The sequence below is a fragment of the Amycolatopsis solani genome (genome assembly GCF_033441515.1).
Taxonomy (GTDB): Bacteria; Actinomycetota; Actinomycetes; order Mycobacteriales; family Pseudonocardiaceae; genus Amycolatopsis; species Amycolatopsis solani.
The window spans coordinates 1,596,785-1,612,787 of sequence record NZ_JAWQJT010000003.1; the positions used below are offsets into that span (position 1 = coordinate 1,596,785).

Below are 16,003 nucleotides of genomic sequence, written 5' to 3' on the forward strand. Positions count from 1 at the left end.
CCTCGTCGCCGTCCCGTGCTCCAGGAGGCGAATTCTTGGCGGAAAACTCACCGATCACGCCTAGAATCCGGTGGGTATCGGGAGGAGCACACATGGCAGTCGGCCCGTCCAGTTCCCCGTCCCCGGTCCCGGCCGGAATTCCGTGCTGGATCGAGCTGGCCTGCCGGGAGCAGGCCGTGGCGGAGAGATTCTACGGTGCCCTCTTCGGCTGGGACTACACCACTCAACGGGACCCGGCGACGTCCGACGGCCGGTACGCCATCGCGTCGCTGAACAACCTTCCCGTCGGCGGCCTCTACCGCGCCGCGCAGGGCGCGCCACTGGGCTGGGTGCCGCACCTGTCCGTGCCGCACACCGCCAGCGCGGCGGAGTGGGTCGAGCACCTCGGCGGGCGCTTGACGCTCGGCCCGATGCCGATCCCGCAGCGCGGCACGATCCTGCACGCCTTCGACGCGTGCGGCGCGCCGGTGGTGTTCTGGGAGGTGCCGCCGGACTGGGAGTTCGTCACCGGGATCCCCAACACCTTCAGCGGCGCGGACCTCAACACCCACGACGGCGTCGCGGCGGATCACTTCTACACCAAGCTCTTCACCTACGGCAGCCACCAGATCGGCGACGGCGAGTCCCTGGACTACGTCGAATGGCTCATCGAGCACGAGCCGGTGCTGTACCGGTACGTGATGGGGTCGGAGTACAGCCTCGATACCCCGCCGCACTGGCTCGTCTACTTCGACATCGACCCGGCCCGCGGCGCCGACGCGGTGGCGGGCGAGGCGCTCATGCACGGCGGCACCGTCGTGATCCAGCCGTACGACACGCCGTTCGGCCGGATGGCGATCCTCGCCGACCCCGAGGGCGCCGTCTTCGCGGTGATCGACCACTCGCGCGTCTCCGAGGACTGGGGCCGCGCCGAGGTCGACGACCCCTACGACGACTGACGCCCAGCGAACGCCAGCCCCACCACCAGCGCGTACCCGGCCGCCACCAGCCACATCCCGGCGGCCGGGGCCAGCGCGCCGACGAGCGCGACCCCGATCGCTCCCCCGGTCTGGCGCGACGCGTTGAGCACGCCCGCGGCCAGCCCGGCCTGCCCCGGCAAGGCGTTCATCGCCAGCGACGTCATCGCCGGCATGGCGAGCGAGCAGCAGCCGAAGACGACCGAGGCCACGGCGAACGCCACCAGCGCGCGGTCCGCGGGCAGCAGGGCGAAGCCGATCGACCCGGCCAGCCCGGCCAGCGCGCCCGCGACCATCGGCCCGCGCGGGCCGGACCGCCCGGTGAGGCGTCCGCTGAAGAAGGCGTTGAGCCCGACCACGGCGGTCAGCGGCACCAGCGCGAGCCCGGCGGCGAGCGCACCGAGCGACCAGGCGCGCTGGAGGTACAGCGCCAGGCTGAAGAGCGTGCCGTAGAGGCAGAAGTTGAACAGGCCGCCGATGCCCGTGGCCACCGCGAAGTTCCGGATCTTCAGGATGCCCAGCGGCAGCACGGGTTCGGCGACGCGCTTCTCCACGGCCACGAACACCGCACCGGCCAGCACTCCCCCGGCGAGCAGCGCGAGGGTCTCCGGCGCGGCCCAGCCGGCGTGCCCGGCCTCGATGAACCCGGCGACGAACGCGGCCAGCGACACCGTGCCGGAGACCTGCCCGGCGAAGTCGAGGTGCGTCTCCCGACGCGGTGGTTCCGTGACCGCCCGCCGCGTCAGGAAGATGGCGAGGATCCCGACCGGGACGTTGACCGCGAAGACCAGCCGCCAGTCGGCGAGGCCGACGGCGAGCCCGCCGAGCACCGGCCCGGCGGCGAGCCCGGCCCCGCTCATGCCGCCCCAGACGCCGAGCGCGTGGGCGCGTTCCCGGGCGTCCGGGAACTGGTGGACGATCAGGGCGAGCGACGACGGCAGCAGCGCGGCGGCCCCGACCCCCTGCACGGCCCGCGCGGCGATCAGCAAGGCGGCGTCCCCGGCGAGCGCGCAGCCGACACTCGCGACGACGAAGACGGCGACCCCCGCTTCGAAGACCCGCCGCGACCCCCACCGATCGCCGGCGGCGCCCCAGGTGAGCAGGAACGCGGCGAGCGTGACGGTGTAGGCGTCGACGACCCACTGCAGCGCGGCCGTCGACGGCTCCCCGAAGTCGGCGCCGATCGCGGGCAGCGCCAGGTTCACGATGGTCGCGTCGAGCGTGATCATCAGGAAGCCCAGGCAGACGGCGGTCAAGGCGAGCTTCGCCGGGGCGCGGGTTTCGGTGGTCATACCCCCGAGTGAAACCCGGCGAAGCTTCGGCCGTCCACGAACCATTGCCTCCGGCGTGGGAGCTTCCGGCTCCGACCGCAGGTCAGCCCAGCGGGACGAACGCGGAAAGCAGCAGCCAGGAAACGACGGCCGAGGGCAGCAGCGAGTCGAGGCGGTCCATGATGCCGCCGTGGCCCGGCAGCAGGGTGCCCATGTCCTTGACGCCGAGGTCGCGCTTGATCAGCGACTCGACGAGATCGCCGAGGGTCGCGGTGAGCACGATGGCGACGCCGAAGATGACGCCCTGCCAGACGTGGCCGTCGAGCAGCAGGCTGAGCGTCAAAGCGCCGGCGACGACCCCGCCGACCAGCGAACCCCCGAAGCCTTCCCAGGTCTTCTTGGGGCTGATGGTGGGAGCCATCGGGTGCTTGCCACCGAGCACGCCGGCGATGTAGCCGCCGGTGTCCGAGGCGACGACCCCGATCAGGAAGGTGAGGACGCGCCCGACACCGTCCGACGGCGGCACGAGCATCGCCGCGAACGCGCCGAAGAGCGGCAGGTAGGCGGCGGCGAAAACGGAGGCGCTGATGTCGCGGAGGTAGCCCTTCGCGCCGCCGGGCAGGCGCCACAGCAGGCAGGCGAGCACGGTGAGGACGAACGCGGTGAGCGCGCCTTCCCGGCCGAACGGCCAGGCGAGCCAGATCATCGCCTGCCCACCCACGAGCACCGGGATCATCGCGACCCGGGTGTCGGCGACCCGGCGCAGCACCCCGGCGAATTCCACGGTGCCGACCGCGATCGCGATCGCGATGATCCCGATGAAGAGGAAGCGCACGGTGAGCAGGGAAACGATGATCGCGGCCCCGAGCAGGAGCCCGACCCCGATGGCCGCGGGCAGGTTCCGGCCGGCTTTGGACGCCTTCTTGGCCTCGGCCTCCGGGGTCGCCGCGGCGGTCGGCGTCTCCGCGGCCGCGGTGCCGGCCGCCGACAACCGGGTCGCTTCGCCGGTGCCCGGGTTTGCCGCGCTGCCGGCTTCGGAGGTCGCCGAAGCGGCGGCCCGGGCCGTTCCGCCGGTTGCCGTGCTGCCGGCGTCCGAGGTCGCCGAAGCCGCGTTGCCGGTCGTCGCGGCGGTTCCCGAGGTCTCCGGCACGACCGGCGTCTCCGCCGCCGAGCCGGTCCCCGGGAACTCCGGCGTGGCCGGGGTGCCGGCGGGTGCCGGCTCCGGCGTCCCGGGCGCGGCCGCCGGGTGTTCTCCGGTGGCGTCCACCCGGTCCTCGCGTTCCTCGCTCACCTGTGCCATCAGACCTCGAGCAGCTCGGCTTCCTTGTGCTTGACGAGGTCGTCGACCTTGTGCACGTAGGTGTCGGTCAGGTTCTGCAGTTCCTTCTCCGCGCGCGCGACGTCGTCCTCGCCGGCCTCGCCGTCCTTGGCGATGCGGTCCAGTTCGTCCTTGGCCTTGCGGCGGATGCTGCGGATCGACACCCGCGCGTCCTCGCCCTTGCCCTTGGCGACCTTCACCATCTCCTTGCGCCGCTCTTCGGTGAGCTGCGGGATGACGATGCGGATGACCTGGCCGTCGTTGCTCGGGTTGACGCCGAGGTCCGACTCCCGGATCGCCTTCTCGATCGCGCCGAGCTGGGTCTGGTCGTAGGGCTTGATGAGCGCCATCCGGGCTTCCGGCACGTTCACGCTGGCCAGCTGGTTCAGCGGGGTCGGCGAGCCGTAGTACTCGACGACGATCCGCGCGAACATCGTCGAGGAGGCCCGGCCGGTGCGTACCGACGTCAGCTCGTCCTTGGCGACGGACACCGCTTTTTCCATCTTCTCCTCGGCATCGAGGAGGGTCTCGTCGATCACAGCTACTCCCGTTGTTGTGATGGGTGACGCTTGCTGATCCCAGCAGGTCTAGGCCGGCACCCCGTCGGCGGGGGTGCTGACCAACGTGCCGATTCTTTCACCACTCACCGCGCGGGCGATGTTCCCCTCGGTGAGCAGGTTGAACACGATGATCGGCATGTTGTTGTCCATGCAGAGGCTGAACGCCGTCGCGTCGGCGACCTTGAGGTCCCGCTCCAGCACCTCGCGGTGGGTGATCTCGCGGAACATTTCGGCGGTCGGGTCGCTCTTCGGGTCCGCGGTGTAGACGCCGTCGACGGCCTTCGCCATCAGCACGGCTTCGCAGCCCAGCTCGAGCGCCCGCTGCGCGGCCGCGGTGTCGGTGGAGAAGTACGGCATGCCGACCCCGGCGCCGAAGATCACCACGCGCCCCTTTTCCAGGTGCCGCTCGGCGCGGCGCGGGATGTAGGGCTCGGCGACCTGGCCCATCGTGATGGCGGTCTGCACGCGGGTGGGCAGGCCCTCCTTCTCGAGGAAGTCCTGCAGCGCCAGGCAGTTCATCACGGTACCCAGCATCGCCATGTAGTCGGCGCGGTCGCGGTCCATGCCGCGCTGCGAGAGTTCGGCACCACGGAAGTAGTTGCCGCCACCGATCACGACCGCGACCTGGACGCCGGTGCGGGCGACGTCGGCGATCTGCTGCGCGACCGAGTGGACGACATCCGGATCGACGCCGATCGAACCACCGCCGAACATTTCGCCGCCCAGTTTCAGCAGCACCCGCCGGTAGCCACCTTCGACCCGGTCACCCATCTATGTCGCCTCCTACGCCCCTCGACCGTTTTTCTTCTCTGGACCCGACAGTGCCCCGTCCCCGATGGACGGAGACGGGGCACTGTGGGTGTGAAACCTACGCCCTGGCCTGGTGTCAGGCCTGGCCGACCTCGAACCGGGCGAACTTGGTCAGCGTCACGCCGGCCTCGTCGAGCAGGGCCTTGACGGTCTTCTTGTTGTCCTTGACCGAAGGCTGCTCGAGCAGGACGTTGTCCTTGTAGTAGGCGTTGACCTTGCCCTCGATGATCTTCGGCATGGCCTGCTCCGGCTTGCCCTCTTCCCGCGCGGTCTTCTCCGCGATGGAGCGCTCGTTCTCGACGATCTCCGCCGGGACCTCTTCGCGGGTCAGGTACTTCGCGCGCAGCGCGGCGACCTGCATGGCGGCACCGCGGGCGGCCTCGGCGTCGTCACCGGTGAACTCGACAAGCACGCCGACAGCCGGCGGCAGGTCGGAGCCGCGGCGGTGCAGGTAGGTCGCGGTCTGGCCTTCGAAGGCCACGACGCGGCGCAGCTCGAGCTTCTCGCCGATGCGGGCCGACAGCTCCTGGATGACCTCGCCGACGGTCTTGCCGTCGAGCTCGGCGGCCTTGAGCGCCTCGACGTCGGAGGTCTTGAGCTTCTTCGCGACCTCGACGACCTTCGCGGCCAGCGCCTGGAAGTCGGCGTTCTTGGCGACGAAGTCGGTCTCGGAGTCGAGCTCGATCAGGACGCCGCCTTCGCCGGTGACCAGGCCCTCGGCGGTGGCGCGCTCGGCGCGCTTGCCGACGTCCTTGGCACCCTTGATGCGCAGGAACTCGACGGCCTTGTCGAAGTCGCCGTCGTTCTCCTCCAGCGCCTTCTTGCAGTCCATCATGCCGGCGCCGGTCATCTCGCGCAGGCGCTTCACGTCAGCGGCGGTGTAGTTCGCCATTCTGGTAGATCCGTCCTTTTCAGGTACGTAAGCCTTGGAGGGTGCTGCGCCCGTGCGGCCGGCCGGAGCCGACCGCACGGGCGGGTGAACATCAGGAGGAGGCGGTCGCCTGCTCGGTCGGGGCCTCGACGGCGGCAGCGGCCTCGGTCGCGTCGGCGGCGGCGGTCTCGGAGCCGGCGAGCAGCTCCTTCTCCCACTCGGCCAGCGGCTCGTCCGTGGCGACACCCGGCTCCGGCTTCGAGTCGGCCGACGAACCGTTGCGGCTGGAGCGCGCCATCAGACCGGCGGCCGCGGCCTCGGCGACGACCTTGGTCAGCAGCGCGGCCGACCGGATCGCGTCGTCGTTGCCCGGGATCGGGTAGTCGACCTCGTCCGGGTCGCAGTTGGTGTCCAGGATCGCGACGACCGGGATGTTCAGCTTGCGAGCCTCGCCGACGGCGATGTGCTCCTTCTTCGTGTCGACGATCCACACCGCGCTCGGCACCTTGGCCATGTCGCGGATACCGCCGAGGGTCTTCTCGAGCTTGTCCTTCTCGCGGGTCAGCGTCAGGATCTCGCGCTTGGTGAGACCTTCGAAGCCGCCGGTCTGCTCCCGCGACTCGAGCTCCTTCAGGCGGAGGAGGCGCTTGTGCACGGTCTGGAAGTTGGTCAGCATGCCGCCGAGCCAGCGCTGGTTGACGTAGGGCATGCCCACGCGCGCGGCCTCGTTGGCGATGGCTTCCTGAGCCTGCTTCTTGGTGCCGACGAACATGATCGTGCCACCGTGCGCGACGGTTTCCTTGATGAACTCGAAGGCACGGTCGATGTAGGTCAGCGTCTGCTGCAGGTCGATGATGTAGATGCCGTTGCGCTCGGTGAAGATGTAGCGCTTCATCTTCGGGTTCCACCGACGAGTCTGGTGCCCGAAGTGCACGCCGCTGTCGAGCAGCTGCTTCATGGTGACGACGGCCATTGCCGGAATCACACCTCTTCTGTGTAGTGCGCGCCCGCGGTACTGCCCGTTGACGCGCTGCTCGGTTTTGTCGCTCCCGGCCGGGTGGCCGTTCGCCCTGGTGCCCGTGGCGGCGTCCGGACCCCGGGGCGCTGATGAACCCCTGGGACCGCCGGACCCCGTGCGTCTCCCCCACCTCGAAAACCGGGGGAACGCGCACGTGCACGCGAAGTCAGTCCGCTCACACGGACCGCGCAAAAGATTCTACCCCCTCCCACCACCCCGTCCCCCACCGGCGGCGATTGGACGACGGAGTTGTCCACAACGGGTCTGGTTATCCACAGATTCGCGGACGGGCCCCCACGGCAGCCGCGGGTGCCGCAGGCTGGAGGAATGGAGTCGATCATGCGTTCCCGGCGGTGGCCGCCGGGCTGGTTCGGAGTGGTGTTCGTGCTGGTCGTGGCGGTATTGGTGGGGTTGGGAGGTGGAGTTGGAACGGCGATGGCGCCTGCCCGGGACCCGGTCTTGGAGAGACCCTCAACGGTGGTGGCGTCGCCGGCTGCGGGTGCGGCGGAGCTGGGGATAGCCGGCGGGGTGGTGGCCGATCCGGGGCCGCCGCCGACGTCGCCGCTGTTCCTCCCGGTGCCACCGGCCGGGCCGTGGCCGCCGCCTCTGCCGGCGTCGCCCGCGGGGGCTCAGCCACCACCGTTGTCGACGTTGTCCGTGCGGTCCGAGCCACCACCGGTGCTCGCTTCGCGACTGGACGGGCCCTCGGTGCGCGCGTCGTTGGCAAGGTCGCTTCTCACCCCACCGCCAGGGACGTGGGCGGGCCTGCTGCCCCCGTCTCGGCCGATCGGGTCGGCGGCGCAGGACGTGCGGCAGCCGCGGCTGTCCTGGCCGCTGTCACCCGTTCCGGTGGTCATGAAGTACTTCGACGCCCCCGAAACGCCCTACGGTGCCGGGCACCGCGGGGTCGACCTCGCCGCCGGGCCCGGGCAGGAGGTGCTCGCGGCCGATGCGGGGGTCGTCGTGTTCGTCGGGCCGGTGGGCGGGCGGACCGTCATGTCCGTCGACCACGACGGCGGCCTGCGCACCACCTACGAGCCCATCGCGCCGAAAGTGGCCGTCGGTGAGCAGGTCTACCGGGGGCAGGTGCTCGGGACCGTCCTCGCCGGCCACCCCGGCTGCCTCGTGGCGGCCTGCCTGCACTGGGGCGTGCGGCGGGGCGACGAGTACGTCGATCCCCTGGCCCTGACCGGCGAGGTGGGCGAATACCGGCTCAAGGCGTGGGGAGGTGGTCTGTGATCAGGTGCCGGTCTGCTCGACGAGCTTGGCCCGCAGGCGCATGACGGCCCGGGTGTGCAGCTGGCTGACCCGCGACTCCGTGACGCCGAGGACCTTGCCGATCTCGGCGAGGGTCAGGCTCTCGAAGTAGTAGAGGCTGACGACGATCTTGTCCCGCTCGGTGAGCTGGGCGATGGCCTGCGCCAGCTGGCGGCGGTTGTCCTGGTCGACGAGCACCGCGACCGGGTCGACGGCGTCGTCGTCGGGCAGCGTGTCGACCAGGGAGCCGCTGTCCTTGCCGGCGGCCACCAGGTCTTCCAGCGCGACGACGCTGGTCAGCTGCAGCTGACCGTAGAAGTCGCGCAGGTCGTCGAGGCCGATGCCGAGCTCCGCGGCGAGCTCCGCGTCGGTCGGGGTGCGGTGCAGGCGGGCGCCGAGGCGCTCCATCGCGCGCTCGGCCTCCTTGGCCTTGCTGCGGACCGCGCGGGGCACCCAGTCCTGGGAACGGAGGTCGTCGAGGATCGCGCCGCGGATGCGCTGCATCGCGTACGTCTCGAAGCGCAGGCCGCGCTCGGGGTCGAACTTCTCGATCGCGTCGACGAGGCCGAAGATGCCCGACTGCACGAGGTCACCGACGTCGACGTGGGTGGGCAGGCCGGTGCCGACCCGGCCCGCGACGTACTTGACCAGCGGGGCGTAGTGCAGCACGAGCCGATCGCGCGACGCCTGGTCGGGGCTGTCGGCGAACTGCCGCCACAGCGCCGCGATCCCGGCGTCGACGTCGTAGCCGGCGCGGGAGTCCGCGGGCACGGCGGCCTCACCGTGAGTGGTCACTCCGGCGGCTTCGGTCACGTGCGGTCCTGCGGTCATTGCACAGTCGTTCTCGGCATGCGGCTCAGTGTCGTCTCCGTGCTCGTGCGGATGCGCGTGCGCCGCCGAGCCCGCTGCTGACGACCCCGGCGAGGCTCCCCTGGCCGCCTCAGGCCCTGGGATGCGCTCGGTCATGGATCGCTTTCAACCGGTCGACGGTCACATGAGTGTAGAGCTGCGTCGTGGCAAGCGTAGCGTGACCAAGCAGTTCCTGAACGCTCCTGAGATCCGCGCCCCCCTCCAGCAGATGCGTCGCAGCGGAATGACGCAGGCCGTGCGGCCCCATGTCGAGCGCTCCGGGCACCGCCGTGACGGCGTCGTGCACCACGCGCCGCACCGCCCGCGGGTCGACGCGTTTGCCCCGGACCCCGAGGAAAAGCGCGGGCTCAGCGCCGTCACCACCGCTTTCGGCGACGATCTTCGGCCGCCCCTCGTCTATCCAGTCGGTCAGCGCCGCGGCCGCCGGGATGCCGAACGGGACCACGCGCTCCTTGGCGCCCTTGCCGAGGACCGTGACGACACGACGGGAGAAATCGGCCCCGCCGACGTCCAGCCCGCACAACTCGGACACGCGGATGCCGGTCGCGTAGAGCAGCTCGACGATCGCGCGATCACGCAGTGCGACCGGATCGCGCTGCTCCGCACCCGCCGCCGACGCCTGCATGACCTCCCCGGCCTGGCCGGCACGCAGCACCCCGGGCAGGGTGCGGTGCGCCCGCGGGGCGGCGAGCCGGCCGCCCGGGTCGGTGGCCAGGGCGCCGGTCCGGTGCGCCCACGCGGTGAAGGTCCGGGCCGAGGCGGCCCGCCGCGCGAGCGTCGTGCGGCTCGCCCCGCCGGACTGCTGCGCGGCGAGCCACGCCCGCAGCCGGGCGAGGTCGAGGTCGGCGAGGGCGCCCCCGCCGTCCACGACGAAGCCCAGCAGCGACACCGCATCGCCGACGTACGCGCGGACGGTGTGCGCGGACAGGCCCCGCTCGAGCCCGAGGTGCCGTTCGTACCCGGTGACGACGGCCCGGACGGGCTCGGGCAGCGCGGCCCGGAGCGCGCGCAGGTCGGGACGGCGGGCCCGGCCGGAGCGTGGTGACGGCATGATGTCACGCTGCGGGAACTACCGCCCGCGGTCAAGGATCGCCACGCGGGCCGACCGGACCGGCCGAACACCTTCGACGATTTCGCCCGGATTCCGTGGCGTTCACGCGCTTTCCCTCCGTCGTCGCCAGCCCGCTTCCCCGCGGACGGCGAATCCGTCGATCTCCAGTGCCGGCAGCAGTGCCCGCACCCGCCGCAACGGGATGCCGGCTTCGACCGCGATCTCCGCGTCGGACCGTTCCGCGCGCACGGCCAGCGCCTCGTAGGTGCGCAGCGCTTCGGGCCCGAGCCGGTCGGTGGACCGCTTTTGGCGGCCCGGCGCGGTGTCTTCGGCGATGCCGAAATGGCCCACCGTCTCGAGGACTTGGTCGATGGTCGAGACGAGCGTCGCCCGGGAGTCGCGGATCAGCTCGTGGCAGCCGACGGACATCGCGGATGAGATCGGCCCCGGCAACGCCATCACGATCTTGCCGAAGGCACCGGCGGTGCTCGCGGTGTTGCGGGCGCCGCTGCGCTGCCCGGCCTCGACGACCACGGTGCCCTCGGTGAGGGCGGCGATGAGCCGGTTGCGGACGAGGAAGCGGTGCCGCGCCGGTGGCGTGCCGGGCGGGTACTCGCTGACGACCGCACCGCCGGATCGCACGATCCGGTTCAGCAGCCCGACGTGCCCGGCCGGATAACCGGCGTCGACGGCGCACCCGAGCACCGCGACGGTGACCCCGCCGGCGGCGAGCGCGCCGCGGTGGGCCGCGCCGTCGATGCCGTACGCCGCCCCCGAGAACACGGGTACGCCCCTGGCAGCCAGCCCGTAGGCGAGCTCGGCCGCGTGGTGTTCGCCGTAGTCGGTGGCCGCGCGGGCCCCGACGACGGCCACGGCCCGATCGGTGGCGGTGCCGAGCGCGACCTCGCCGGCCACCCACAACGCCAGCGGCGGCACGGCCTCGGTCACCCCGCGCCGCGCGGCCTGGTCCACAGCGAGCAACGCCCACGCGGGCCACTCGTCGTCTTCCGGCACGACCAGCCGGGCACCGGCCTCGGCGGCACGGGCGAAGTCCTGGCCGACCAGGTCGTAGTCCCGCCGGGCTTCGGTCGCCTTCAGCACCTCGGCCGGGCAGTCGCCGCCGCGGACCAACGCGGCAGCCGCGACCGGGCCGTGCTCGGCCACGAAGGCGACCAGGGCGGGCGCCGGCGGTTCGGCCACTCGCAGCAGGTAGGCGCGGGCCTGGCGCACCTCGTCGGGGCTCATGCCACGACCCGCTCGCGGAAGTCCAGCGCCGCACCGACTTGCTCGGCACCGGGCCGGGACTCGCCGTCCAGATCGGCCAGGGTCCAGGCGATGCGCAGGCACCGGTCCGCACCTCGGCCACTGAGGAAGCCGCGGTCCATGGCGCGGTCGAGCAGAACCGTTGCGTCCGGGGGCAGCGCGAATTCGCGGCGCAACGCCGGGCCGGGTACCTCGGAGTTCGAGCGCCAGCCCTGCGCCCGCCACCGGTCGGCGGCGCGGTGGCGGGCCGCGAGCACGCGCTCACGGACTTTCTCCGTCGGCTCCGCCGCGTCGGTGTCGCGGACGCTGAGCGCGCTCAGCGGGCGCAGGCGGACGGACAGGTCGACGCGGTCGAGCAGCGGCCCGGAGAGGCGGCCGAGGTAGCGACGGCGGGCCGCCGGTGTGCAGACGCAGTCGGTGTCCTTCGGTGGCGCGCACGCGCAGGGGTTGGTCGCCAGCACCAGCTGGAACCGCGCAGGGTAAGTGATCGCGCCCTTGACGCGCGCGATGCGCACTTCGCCTTCTTCGAGCACCGTCCGCAGAGATTCGAGGCGCTCGCCGCCGAACTCGCAGACCTCGTCGAGGAACAGCACGCCGCGGTGGGCGCGGCTGATCGCACCCGGGGAGGCGAGACCGCTGCCGCCGCCGATGAGTGCCGCGACCGTGATCGAGTGGTGCGGAGCCACGAACGGCGGCACGACGACCAGCGGTGACGACTTCGACAGCGAGCCGTCGACCGAGTGCACCGCGGTGACCTCAAGCGATTCCTCGGGCGAGAGCCGGGGCAGCAGGCCGGGCAGGCGTTTCGCCAGCATCGTCTTGCCGACGCCGGGTGGACCGGTGAACAGGACGTGGTGCCCGCCCGCGGCGGCCACCTCCAAAGCCCAGCGCGCTTCCGGCTGCCCGACGACGTCGGCGAGATCCGGCACTGCGGGCGGGACCGCCGGGCCGGGTGGCTCGGGGTGCGCCAGCTCGCCTTCTTGCTTCAGCCATGCGACGAAGTCCCGCAAGTGCGGTGCGCCGGCGATTTCGATGCCGTCGACCAGCGCGGCCTCGACGAGGGAGTCCGCCGGGACGACGGCGCGTTCGTAGCCGGCCGCGCGGGCCGCCAGCAGGCCGGGAAGAATGCCGCGGACAGGGCGGACGCGGCCGTCGAGAGCGAGCTCGCCGAGCAGGACCGTGCCGAGCAGCCGGGTTGCCGGGACCGCGCCGGTGGCGGCGAGCACCGCGGCGGCGATGCCGAGGTCGTAGGCCGAGCCGACCTTGGGCAGGTTCGCCGGGGACAGGCCGAGCGTCACCTTGCCTTCCGGCCAGCGCTGCCCGGAGTTGCGGACGGCGGAGCGGACGCGGTCCTTGGCTTCGCGCAGCCCGGCGTCGGGCAGGCCGACCAGCGTGATTCGGCTGAGTCCGCCGCCGAGGTCGGCTTCGATCTCGATGAGCCGGCCGTCGATTCCCAGCAACGCGACGCTCCATGCCTTGGCGATGGGCATCAGAACGCCGCCTCGAGGTGCTGGAGGCGGGGGCTGGTGCCTGGTTCCGCGAGGATCGTGACGACGTCGTAGCGGACAGGGCACCAGCCGATGCGGAAGTTCTGCAGCCAGCGTTGGGCGGCTCGGCGGACACGGCCGGCCTTCTCCTCCGTGACTGTCTCCGTGGGGAGGCCGAACTCGGTGCCGGAGCGGGTTTTGACCTCGCAGACGATGATGCGGGTGCGGTCGGTGAAGACGAGGTCCAGTTCGCCTTCGCGGCAACGCCAGTTGCGGGCCAGCAGGACCAGACCGCGGTCCTGCAGGTAGCGGAGGGCGAGGTCCTCGCCCCAGGCACCCAGGTCGCGGCGGTGTCTTGCGAGCTCGTCGGTGCCCGTCATCGTGTTCGCCCCCTCGTCGGTCCGCGCCGGTCACCGGGGCGGTCCCGGCGATCACGGTGCGTGTGCGTTCGACGATGCCAGGCTGCGGAGGAGGTCGACCAGAGCCGATTCGCCGACCTGTGGACAACCGGGGTGCTGTGGACAACTGGTCCCCGGGTCGCAAGGGAAGCGCCCGGATTGTCGGTGCGGTGTGCTACGGCGGCGATGGCGGGCCGCGCGTATTCGTGGGCGCATGAAAGAACCGCGCCGGCTCACCCGTTCAGGTGAGGCGGCGCGGTTCTTCGGTGGTCGGCGTCAGCCCGAGAACGGGCCGTCTTCCGGGAGGCGTAGGTCGGGTTTGTCGAGTTCCTCCACGTTCACGTCCTTGAACGTGATGACCCGGACGTGCTTGACGAAGCGGGCCGGGCGGTACATGTCCCAGACCCACGCGTCGGACATGCGGACCTCGAAGTACACCTCGCCGCCGCCGTCGCGGACCTGGACGTCCACTGCGTTGGCCAGGTAGAACCGCCGCTCGGTCTCCACCACGTACGAGAACTGACCCACTATGTCGCGGTACTCGCGGTACAGCGAGAGCTCCATCTCGGTCTCGTACTTCTCGAGATCCTCTGCGCTCATGAAATCCGCGCCCCTCCTCGGGATCGTGCTGCTGCTCCGCCGGCGGAGCGTTCATTGTGACCCACACCCGCGGCCGGGGCATGCAGCGGCAGGCTGAGTTGTGGCTCGAGTGCCTCGTCGAGGGTCGCGGCCAGGGTGGCCGCCGTTCCCGCCTCTGCGGCCTTCTCCAGGGCCGCGTACGTCAGCAGGACCGGCCTGGTGGGCCGCACGCCGTGCTTTACGGCCACCGTGGCGACGTTCGTGTACGACCAGCGGTGGACGTCGCTGGGGCCGTGTTCGCGCAGGGCCGCCAGGTGGTCCGACGTGCTGTAACCCTTGTGCACGTCGAAACCGTAGTGCGGGAGGTCGTCGTGGTAGCCCGCCATGATGCGGTCTCGCGTCACCTTCGCCAGCACCGACGCGGCCGCGATGCAGGCCACCGAACGGTCGCCCTTGATCACCGCCGTGTTCGGGGCCGTCAGGCCCGGGACGCGGAAGCCGTCCGTGAGGATGTAGCCCGGGTCGACGCGCAACGCCGCCGCGGCGCGGCGCATGCCCTCCAGGTTCATCACCCGGATGCCGTAGAGGTCGACCTCGGCCGTCGGGATGACGATCACCGCGTAGTCGACGGCACGCTTGAGGATCAGGTCGTAGACGCGGTCCCGCGCCTTCGCCGTCATCAGCTTCGAGTCGGTGAGCTCGGTGAGCTTCGTGTCGCCCTGTTTCAGCACGCAGGCCGCGACCACCAGCGGACCCGCGCACGCCCCGGCGCCGGCTTCGTCCACACCGGCGACCGGGCCGAGGCCACGGCGGTCGAGCGCGCCCTGCAGACCCCAGAAGAGGTCGCCGCGCACCACGGCCCGCGGTGGCCGGATCGGCTCGGCCGCGGTGAGGGGAACGGGAAGAGTCAAGGCTGGATCACCCGTCGGGGGTGGTTAGCGTTTCCGGCGCAGTCCGGACTTCAGCTTGCGCCCGAGGAACAGCGCCGGCCAGGCCGCCGCGATCCCGGCGCCGAGCGGGAGCCCGCTCTGCCACGCCGGCGCGCCGAGCGCCACCGGCTGCGCCGACTCCTGCGGGTTGTGGTCGCTGATCCCGCCCCAGCGGCTCGGCGGGAGCACGATGATCCGCGCCTTGCCGATGATGTTGTCCACCGGGACCGCGCCGTTCACGCCGCCGCCGCCCTGGAACCGGGAGTCGTCGGAGTTGTTGCGGTTGTCGCCCTGGACCCAGACCATGCCGGCCGGCACCTTGACCGGCTCGAAGGTCTTCTGCTCCTGGACCGACGGGTCTTCCCAGTGGATGTACGGCTCGTCGAGCGCCTTGCCGTCCACGATCATGCGGCCTTGGGGGTCGCAGCACTGGACGGTCTGGCCGCCGACCGCGATCACCCGCTTGACGAAGTCGCGCTCGTCCGGCGGGGCGAACCCGACCAGCGAGCCGAGACCCTGGATCGCGCGGACGACGATGTTGCCGGATTCCTGCGGCGCGATCTCGTTGTTGATCCAGGCCGGCGGGCCCTTGAACACGATCACGTCACCCGGCGAGGGCTCGGTGAAGTCGTAGGTGACCCGGTCGACGAGGATCCGGTCGCCGTGGCAGCCGGGACACCCGTGCAGCGTGGCCTCCATGGACCCCGAGGGGATCATGAAGACTTTCGCGAGGAATGTCTGGATCAAGATCGTGAGCACCAAGGCGATCACGAGCAGGATCGGCAGTTCCTTCCAGAACGACCGTTTCTTGGCGGGCTTGGCTCGCCGCCGGCGGGATCCCCCGCGCTCCTCGGATCGGGACAGCCGCGGCTTGTCCTCTTCGGAGCGGTCGGGGTCATCCTCGGGAGCGTTCTGGGACACGGGTTCGGCCACGTCGTCAGGCTACCGGTAACCGGGTTGTGACTCAGTTAGCCGAGGCCGTCTCGCGGTTCTCGCGGCGCTCCTTGATCTTGGCCTTCTTGCCGCGCAGGTCGCGCAGGTAGTAGAGCTTCGCGCGCCGCACGTCACCGCGCTTGTGGACCTCGACCTCGGCGATGTTCGGCGAGTGCACCGGGAAGGTGCGCTCGACGCCCACGCCGAAGGAGACCTTGCGGACGGTGAAGGTCTCCCGGATGCCGCCGCCCTGACGGCGGATCACGACGCCCTGGAAGACCTGGTTGCGCTCGCGGTTGCCCTCGATGACGCGGACGTGCACCTTGAGCGTGTCGCCCGGGCGGAAGTCCGGGATGTCGGAACGCAGCGACTGCTTGTCCAGCGCGTCCAGGGTGTTCATCGGTGGTCCGTCCTCGTCTTCGTATGGCTTGC

General features: G+C 71.3%; 17 protein-coding genes. 2 read left to right on the forward strand and 15 right to left on the reverse strand.

All coding sequences use genetic code 11. The annotated features are described in order from the left end of the window. The first annotated feature begins 92 nt into the window (after positions 1 to 92). The gene (locus tag SD460_RS40045; protein ID WP_318307527.1) at positions 93 to 938 is read left to right on the forward strand and encodes a VOC family protein; all 846 of its coding nucleotides are present in this window, start codon (positions 93 to 95) and stop codon (positions 936 to 938) included. Here SD460_RS40045 and SD460_RS40050 read toward each other — a convergent pair. From SD460_RS40050 to rpsB, 6 genes are all read right to left on the reverse strand, one after another. Next, entirely contained in the window at positions 926 to 2,248 is a 1,323-nt protein-coding gene (locus SD460_RS40050) for an MFS transporter (protein ID WP_290058809.1), read from the reverse strand. The two genes, SD460_RS40045 and SD460_RS40050, sit on opposite strands and share 13 nt — an antisense overlap. Positions 2,249 to 2,330: 82 nt before the next feature. Further along, positions 2,331 to 3,218 carry a phosphatidate cytidylyltransferase gene (locus SD460_RS40055; protein WP_318307687.1) on the reverse strand — a complete coding sequence of 296 codons (888 nt, stop codon included), beginning with the start codon at positions 3,216 to 3,218 and terminating at the stop codon, positions 2,331 to 2,333. 308 nt (positions 3,219 to 3,526) lie between these two features. Then, complete coding sequence (frr, locus tag SD460_RS40060) at positions 3,527 to 4,084, reverse strand: ribosome recycling factor (protein ID WP_290049999.1); 558 nt, start codon at positions 4,082 to 4,084, stop codon at positions 3,527 to 3,529. Positions 4,085 to 4,132: 48 nt separating this feature from the next. Continuing rightward, positions 4,133 to 4,876, reverse strand: coding sequence for a UMP kinase (pyrH, locus tag SD460_RS40065; RefSeq protein ID WP_072480944.1), 744 nt, complete (start codon positions 4,874 to 4,876; stop codon positions 4,133 to 4,135). A gap of 115 nt (positions 4,877 to 4,991) precedes the next feature. Next, positions 4,992 to 5,807: a translation elongation factor Ts gene (gene tsf, locus SD460_RS40070; RefSeq protein WP_290049996.1), complete on the reverse strand. Its 816-nt coding sequence runs from the start codon at positions 5,805 to 5,807 to the stop codon at positions 4,992 to 4,994. A 91-nt stretch (positions 5,808 to 5,898) separates the two neighbouring features. Next, positions 5,899 to 6,759: a 30S ribosomal protein S2 gene (gene rpsB / locus SD460_RS40075; RefSeq protein ID WP_290049995.1), complete on the reverse strand. Its 861-nt coding sequence runs from the start codon at positions 6,757 to 6,759 to the stop codon at positions 5,899 to 5,901. Positions 6,760 to 7,569: 810 nt separating this feature from the next. Here rpsB and SD460_RS40080 point away from each other — a divergent pair. Further along, on the forward strand, positions 7,570 to 8,043 hold the full coding sequence (locus SD460_RS40080) for a M23 family metallopeptidase (protein WP_438860537.1): 474 nt from the start codon (positions 7,570 to 7,572) through the stop codon (positions 8,041 to 8,043). Here SD460_RS40080 and SD460_RS40085 read toward each other — a convergent pair whose 3' ends face one another. From SD460_RS40085 to rplS, 9 genes are all read right to left on the reverse strand, one after another. Then, positions 8,044 to 8,892, reverse strand: a complete 849-nt coding sequence (locus SD460_RS40085) for a FliA/WhiG family RNA polymerase sigma factor (protein ID WP_290049993.1) — start codon at positions 8,890 to 8,892, stop codon at positions 8,044 to 8,046. Positions 8,893 to 9,001: 109 nt separating this feature from the next. Next, positions 9,002 to 9,982, reverse strand: a complete 981-nt coding sequence (locus tag SD460_RS40090; protein ID WP_290049992.1) for a tyrosine recombinase XerC — start codon at positions 9,980 to 9,982, stop codon at positions 9,002 to 9,004. A 102-nt stretch (positions 9,983 to 10,084) separates the two neighbouring features. Continuing rightward, positions 10,085 to 11,227, reverse strand: a complete 1,143-nt coding sequence (gene dprA / locus SD460_RS40095; RefSeq protein ID WP_290049991.1) for a DNA-processing protein DprA — start codon at positions 11,225 to 11,227, stop codon at positions 10,085 to 10,087. Then, positions 11,224 to 12,735, reverse strand: a complete 1,512-nt coding sequence (locus SD460_RS40100; protein WP_290049990.1) for a YifB family Mg chelatase-like AAA ATPase — start codon at positions 12,733 to 12,735, stop codon at positions 11,224 to 11,226. Before SD460_RS40100 ends, dprA begins: the two co-directional genes overlap by 4 nt. After that, on the reverse strand, positions 12,735 to 13,112 hold the full coding sequence (locus tag SD460_RS40105; RefSeq protein WP_290049988.1) for a YraN family protein: 378 nt from the start codon (positions 13,110 to 13,112) through the stop codon (positions 12,735 to 12,737). The genes SD460_RS40100 and SD460_RS40105 overlap by 1 nt, the downstream gene beginning before the upstream one ends. A gap of 294 nt (positions 13,113 to 13,406) precedes the next feature. Continuing rightward, a complete protein-coding gene (locus SD460_RS40110) occupies positions 13,407 to 13,730 on the reverse strand; it encodes a DUF2469 domain-containing protein (protein WP_003096226.1) in 324 nt (107 codons plus the stop codon). Then, positions 13,727 to 14,566 (reverse strand): ribonuclease HII, encoded by an 840-nt coding sequence (locus SD460_RS40115; protein WP_290050009.1) that lies wholly within the window; start codon positions 14,564 to 14,566, stop codon positions 13,727 to 13,729. Before SD460_RS40115 ends, SD460_RS40110 begins: the two co-directional genes overlap by 4 nt. A 78-nt stretch (positions 14,567 to 14,644) precedes the next feature. After that, positions 14,645 to 15,571, reverse strand: coding sequence for a signal peptidase I (gene lepB / locus SD460_RS40120; RefSeq protein ID WP_318307528.1), 927 nt, complete (start codon positions 15,569 to 15,571; stop codon positions 14,645 to 14,647). 31 nt (positions 15,572 to 15,602) lie between these two features. Then, positions 15,603 to 15,971, reverse strand: a complete 369-nt coding sequence (rplS, locus tag SD460_RS40125; protein ID WP_086855881.1) for a 50S ribosomal protein L19 — start codon at positions 15,969 to 15,971, stop codon at positions 15,603 to 15,605. Positions 15,972 to 16,003 lie beyond the last annotated feature (32 nt).

What these genes read in the sequence shown, in the direction of transcription:
- SD460_RS40045 (WP_318307527.1), top strand. Translation starts at nt 93, where the DNA reads ATGGCAGTCGGCCCGTCCAGTTCCCCGTCCCCGGTCCCGGCCGGAATT.
- SD460_RS40050 (WP_290058809.1), bottom strand. Translation starts at nt 2,248, where the DNA reads ATGACCACCGAAACCCGCGCCCCGGCGAAGCTCGCCTTGACCGCCGTC.
- pyrH (WP_072480944.1), bottom strand. Translation starts at nt 4,876, where the DNA reads ATGGGTGACCGGGTCGAAGGTGGCTACCGGCGGGTGCTGCTGAAACTG.
- tsf (WP_290049996.1), bottom strand. Translation starts at nt 5,807, where the DNA reads ATGGCGAACTACACCGCCGCTGACGTGAAGCGCCTGCGCGAGATGACC.
- rpsB (WP_290049995.1), bottom strand. Translation starts at nt 6,759, where the DNA reads ATGGCCGTCGTCACCATGAAGCAGCTGCTCGACAGCGGCGTGCACTTC.
- SD460_RS40085 (WP_290049993.1), bottom strand. Translation starts at nt 8,892, where the DNA reads ATGACCGCAGGACCGCACGTGACCGAAGCCGCCGGAGTGACCACTCAC.
- SD460_RS40090 (WP_290049992.1), bottom strand. Translation starts at nt 9,982, where the DNA reads ATGCCGTCACCACGCTCCGGCCGGGCCCGCCGTCCCGACCTGCGCGCG.
- dprA (WP_290049991.1), bottom strand. Translation starts at nt 11,227, where the DNA reads ATGAGCCCCGACGAGGTGCGCCAGGCCCGCGCCTACCTGCTGCGAGTG.
- SD460_RS40100 (WP_290049990.1), bottom strand. Translation starts at nt 12,735, where the DNA reads ATGCCCATCGCCAAGGCATGGAGCGTCGCGTTGCTGGGAATCGACGGC.
- SD460_RS40105 (WP_290049988.1), bottom strand. Translation starts at nt 13,112, where the DNA reads ATGACGGGCACCGACGAGCTCGCAAGACACCGCCGCGACCTGGGTGCC.
- SD460_RS40110 (WP_003096226.1), bottom strand. Translation starts at nt 13,730, where the DNA reads ATGAGCGCAGAGGATCTCGAGAAGTACGAGACCGAGATGGAGCTCTCG.
- rplS (WP_086855881.1), bottom strand. Translation starts at nt 15,971, where the DNA reads ATGAACACCCTGGACGCGCTGGACAAGCAGTCGCTGCGTTCCGACATC.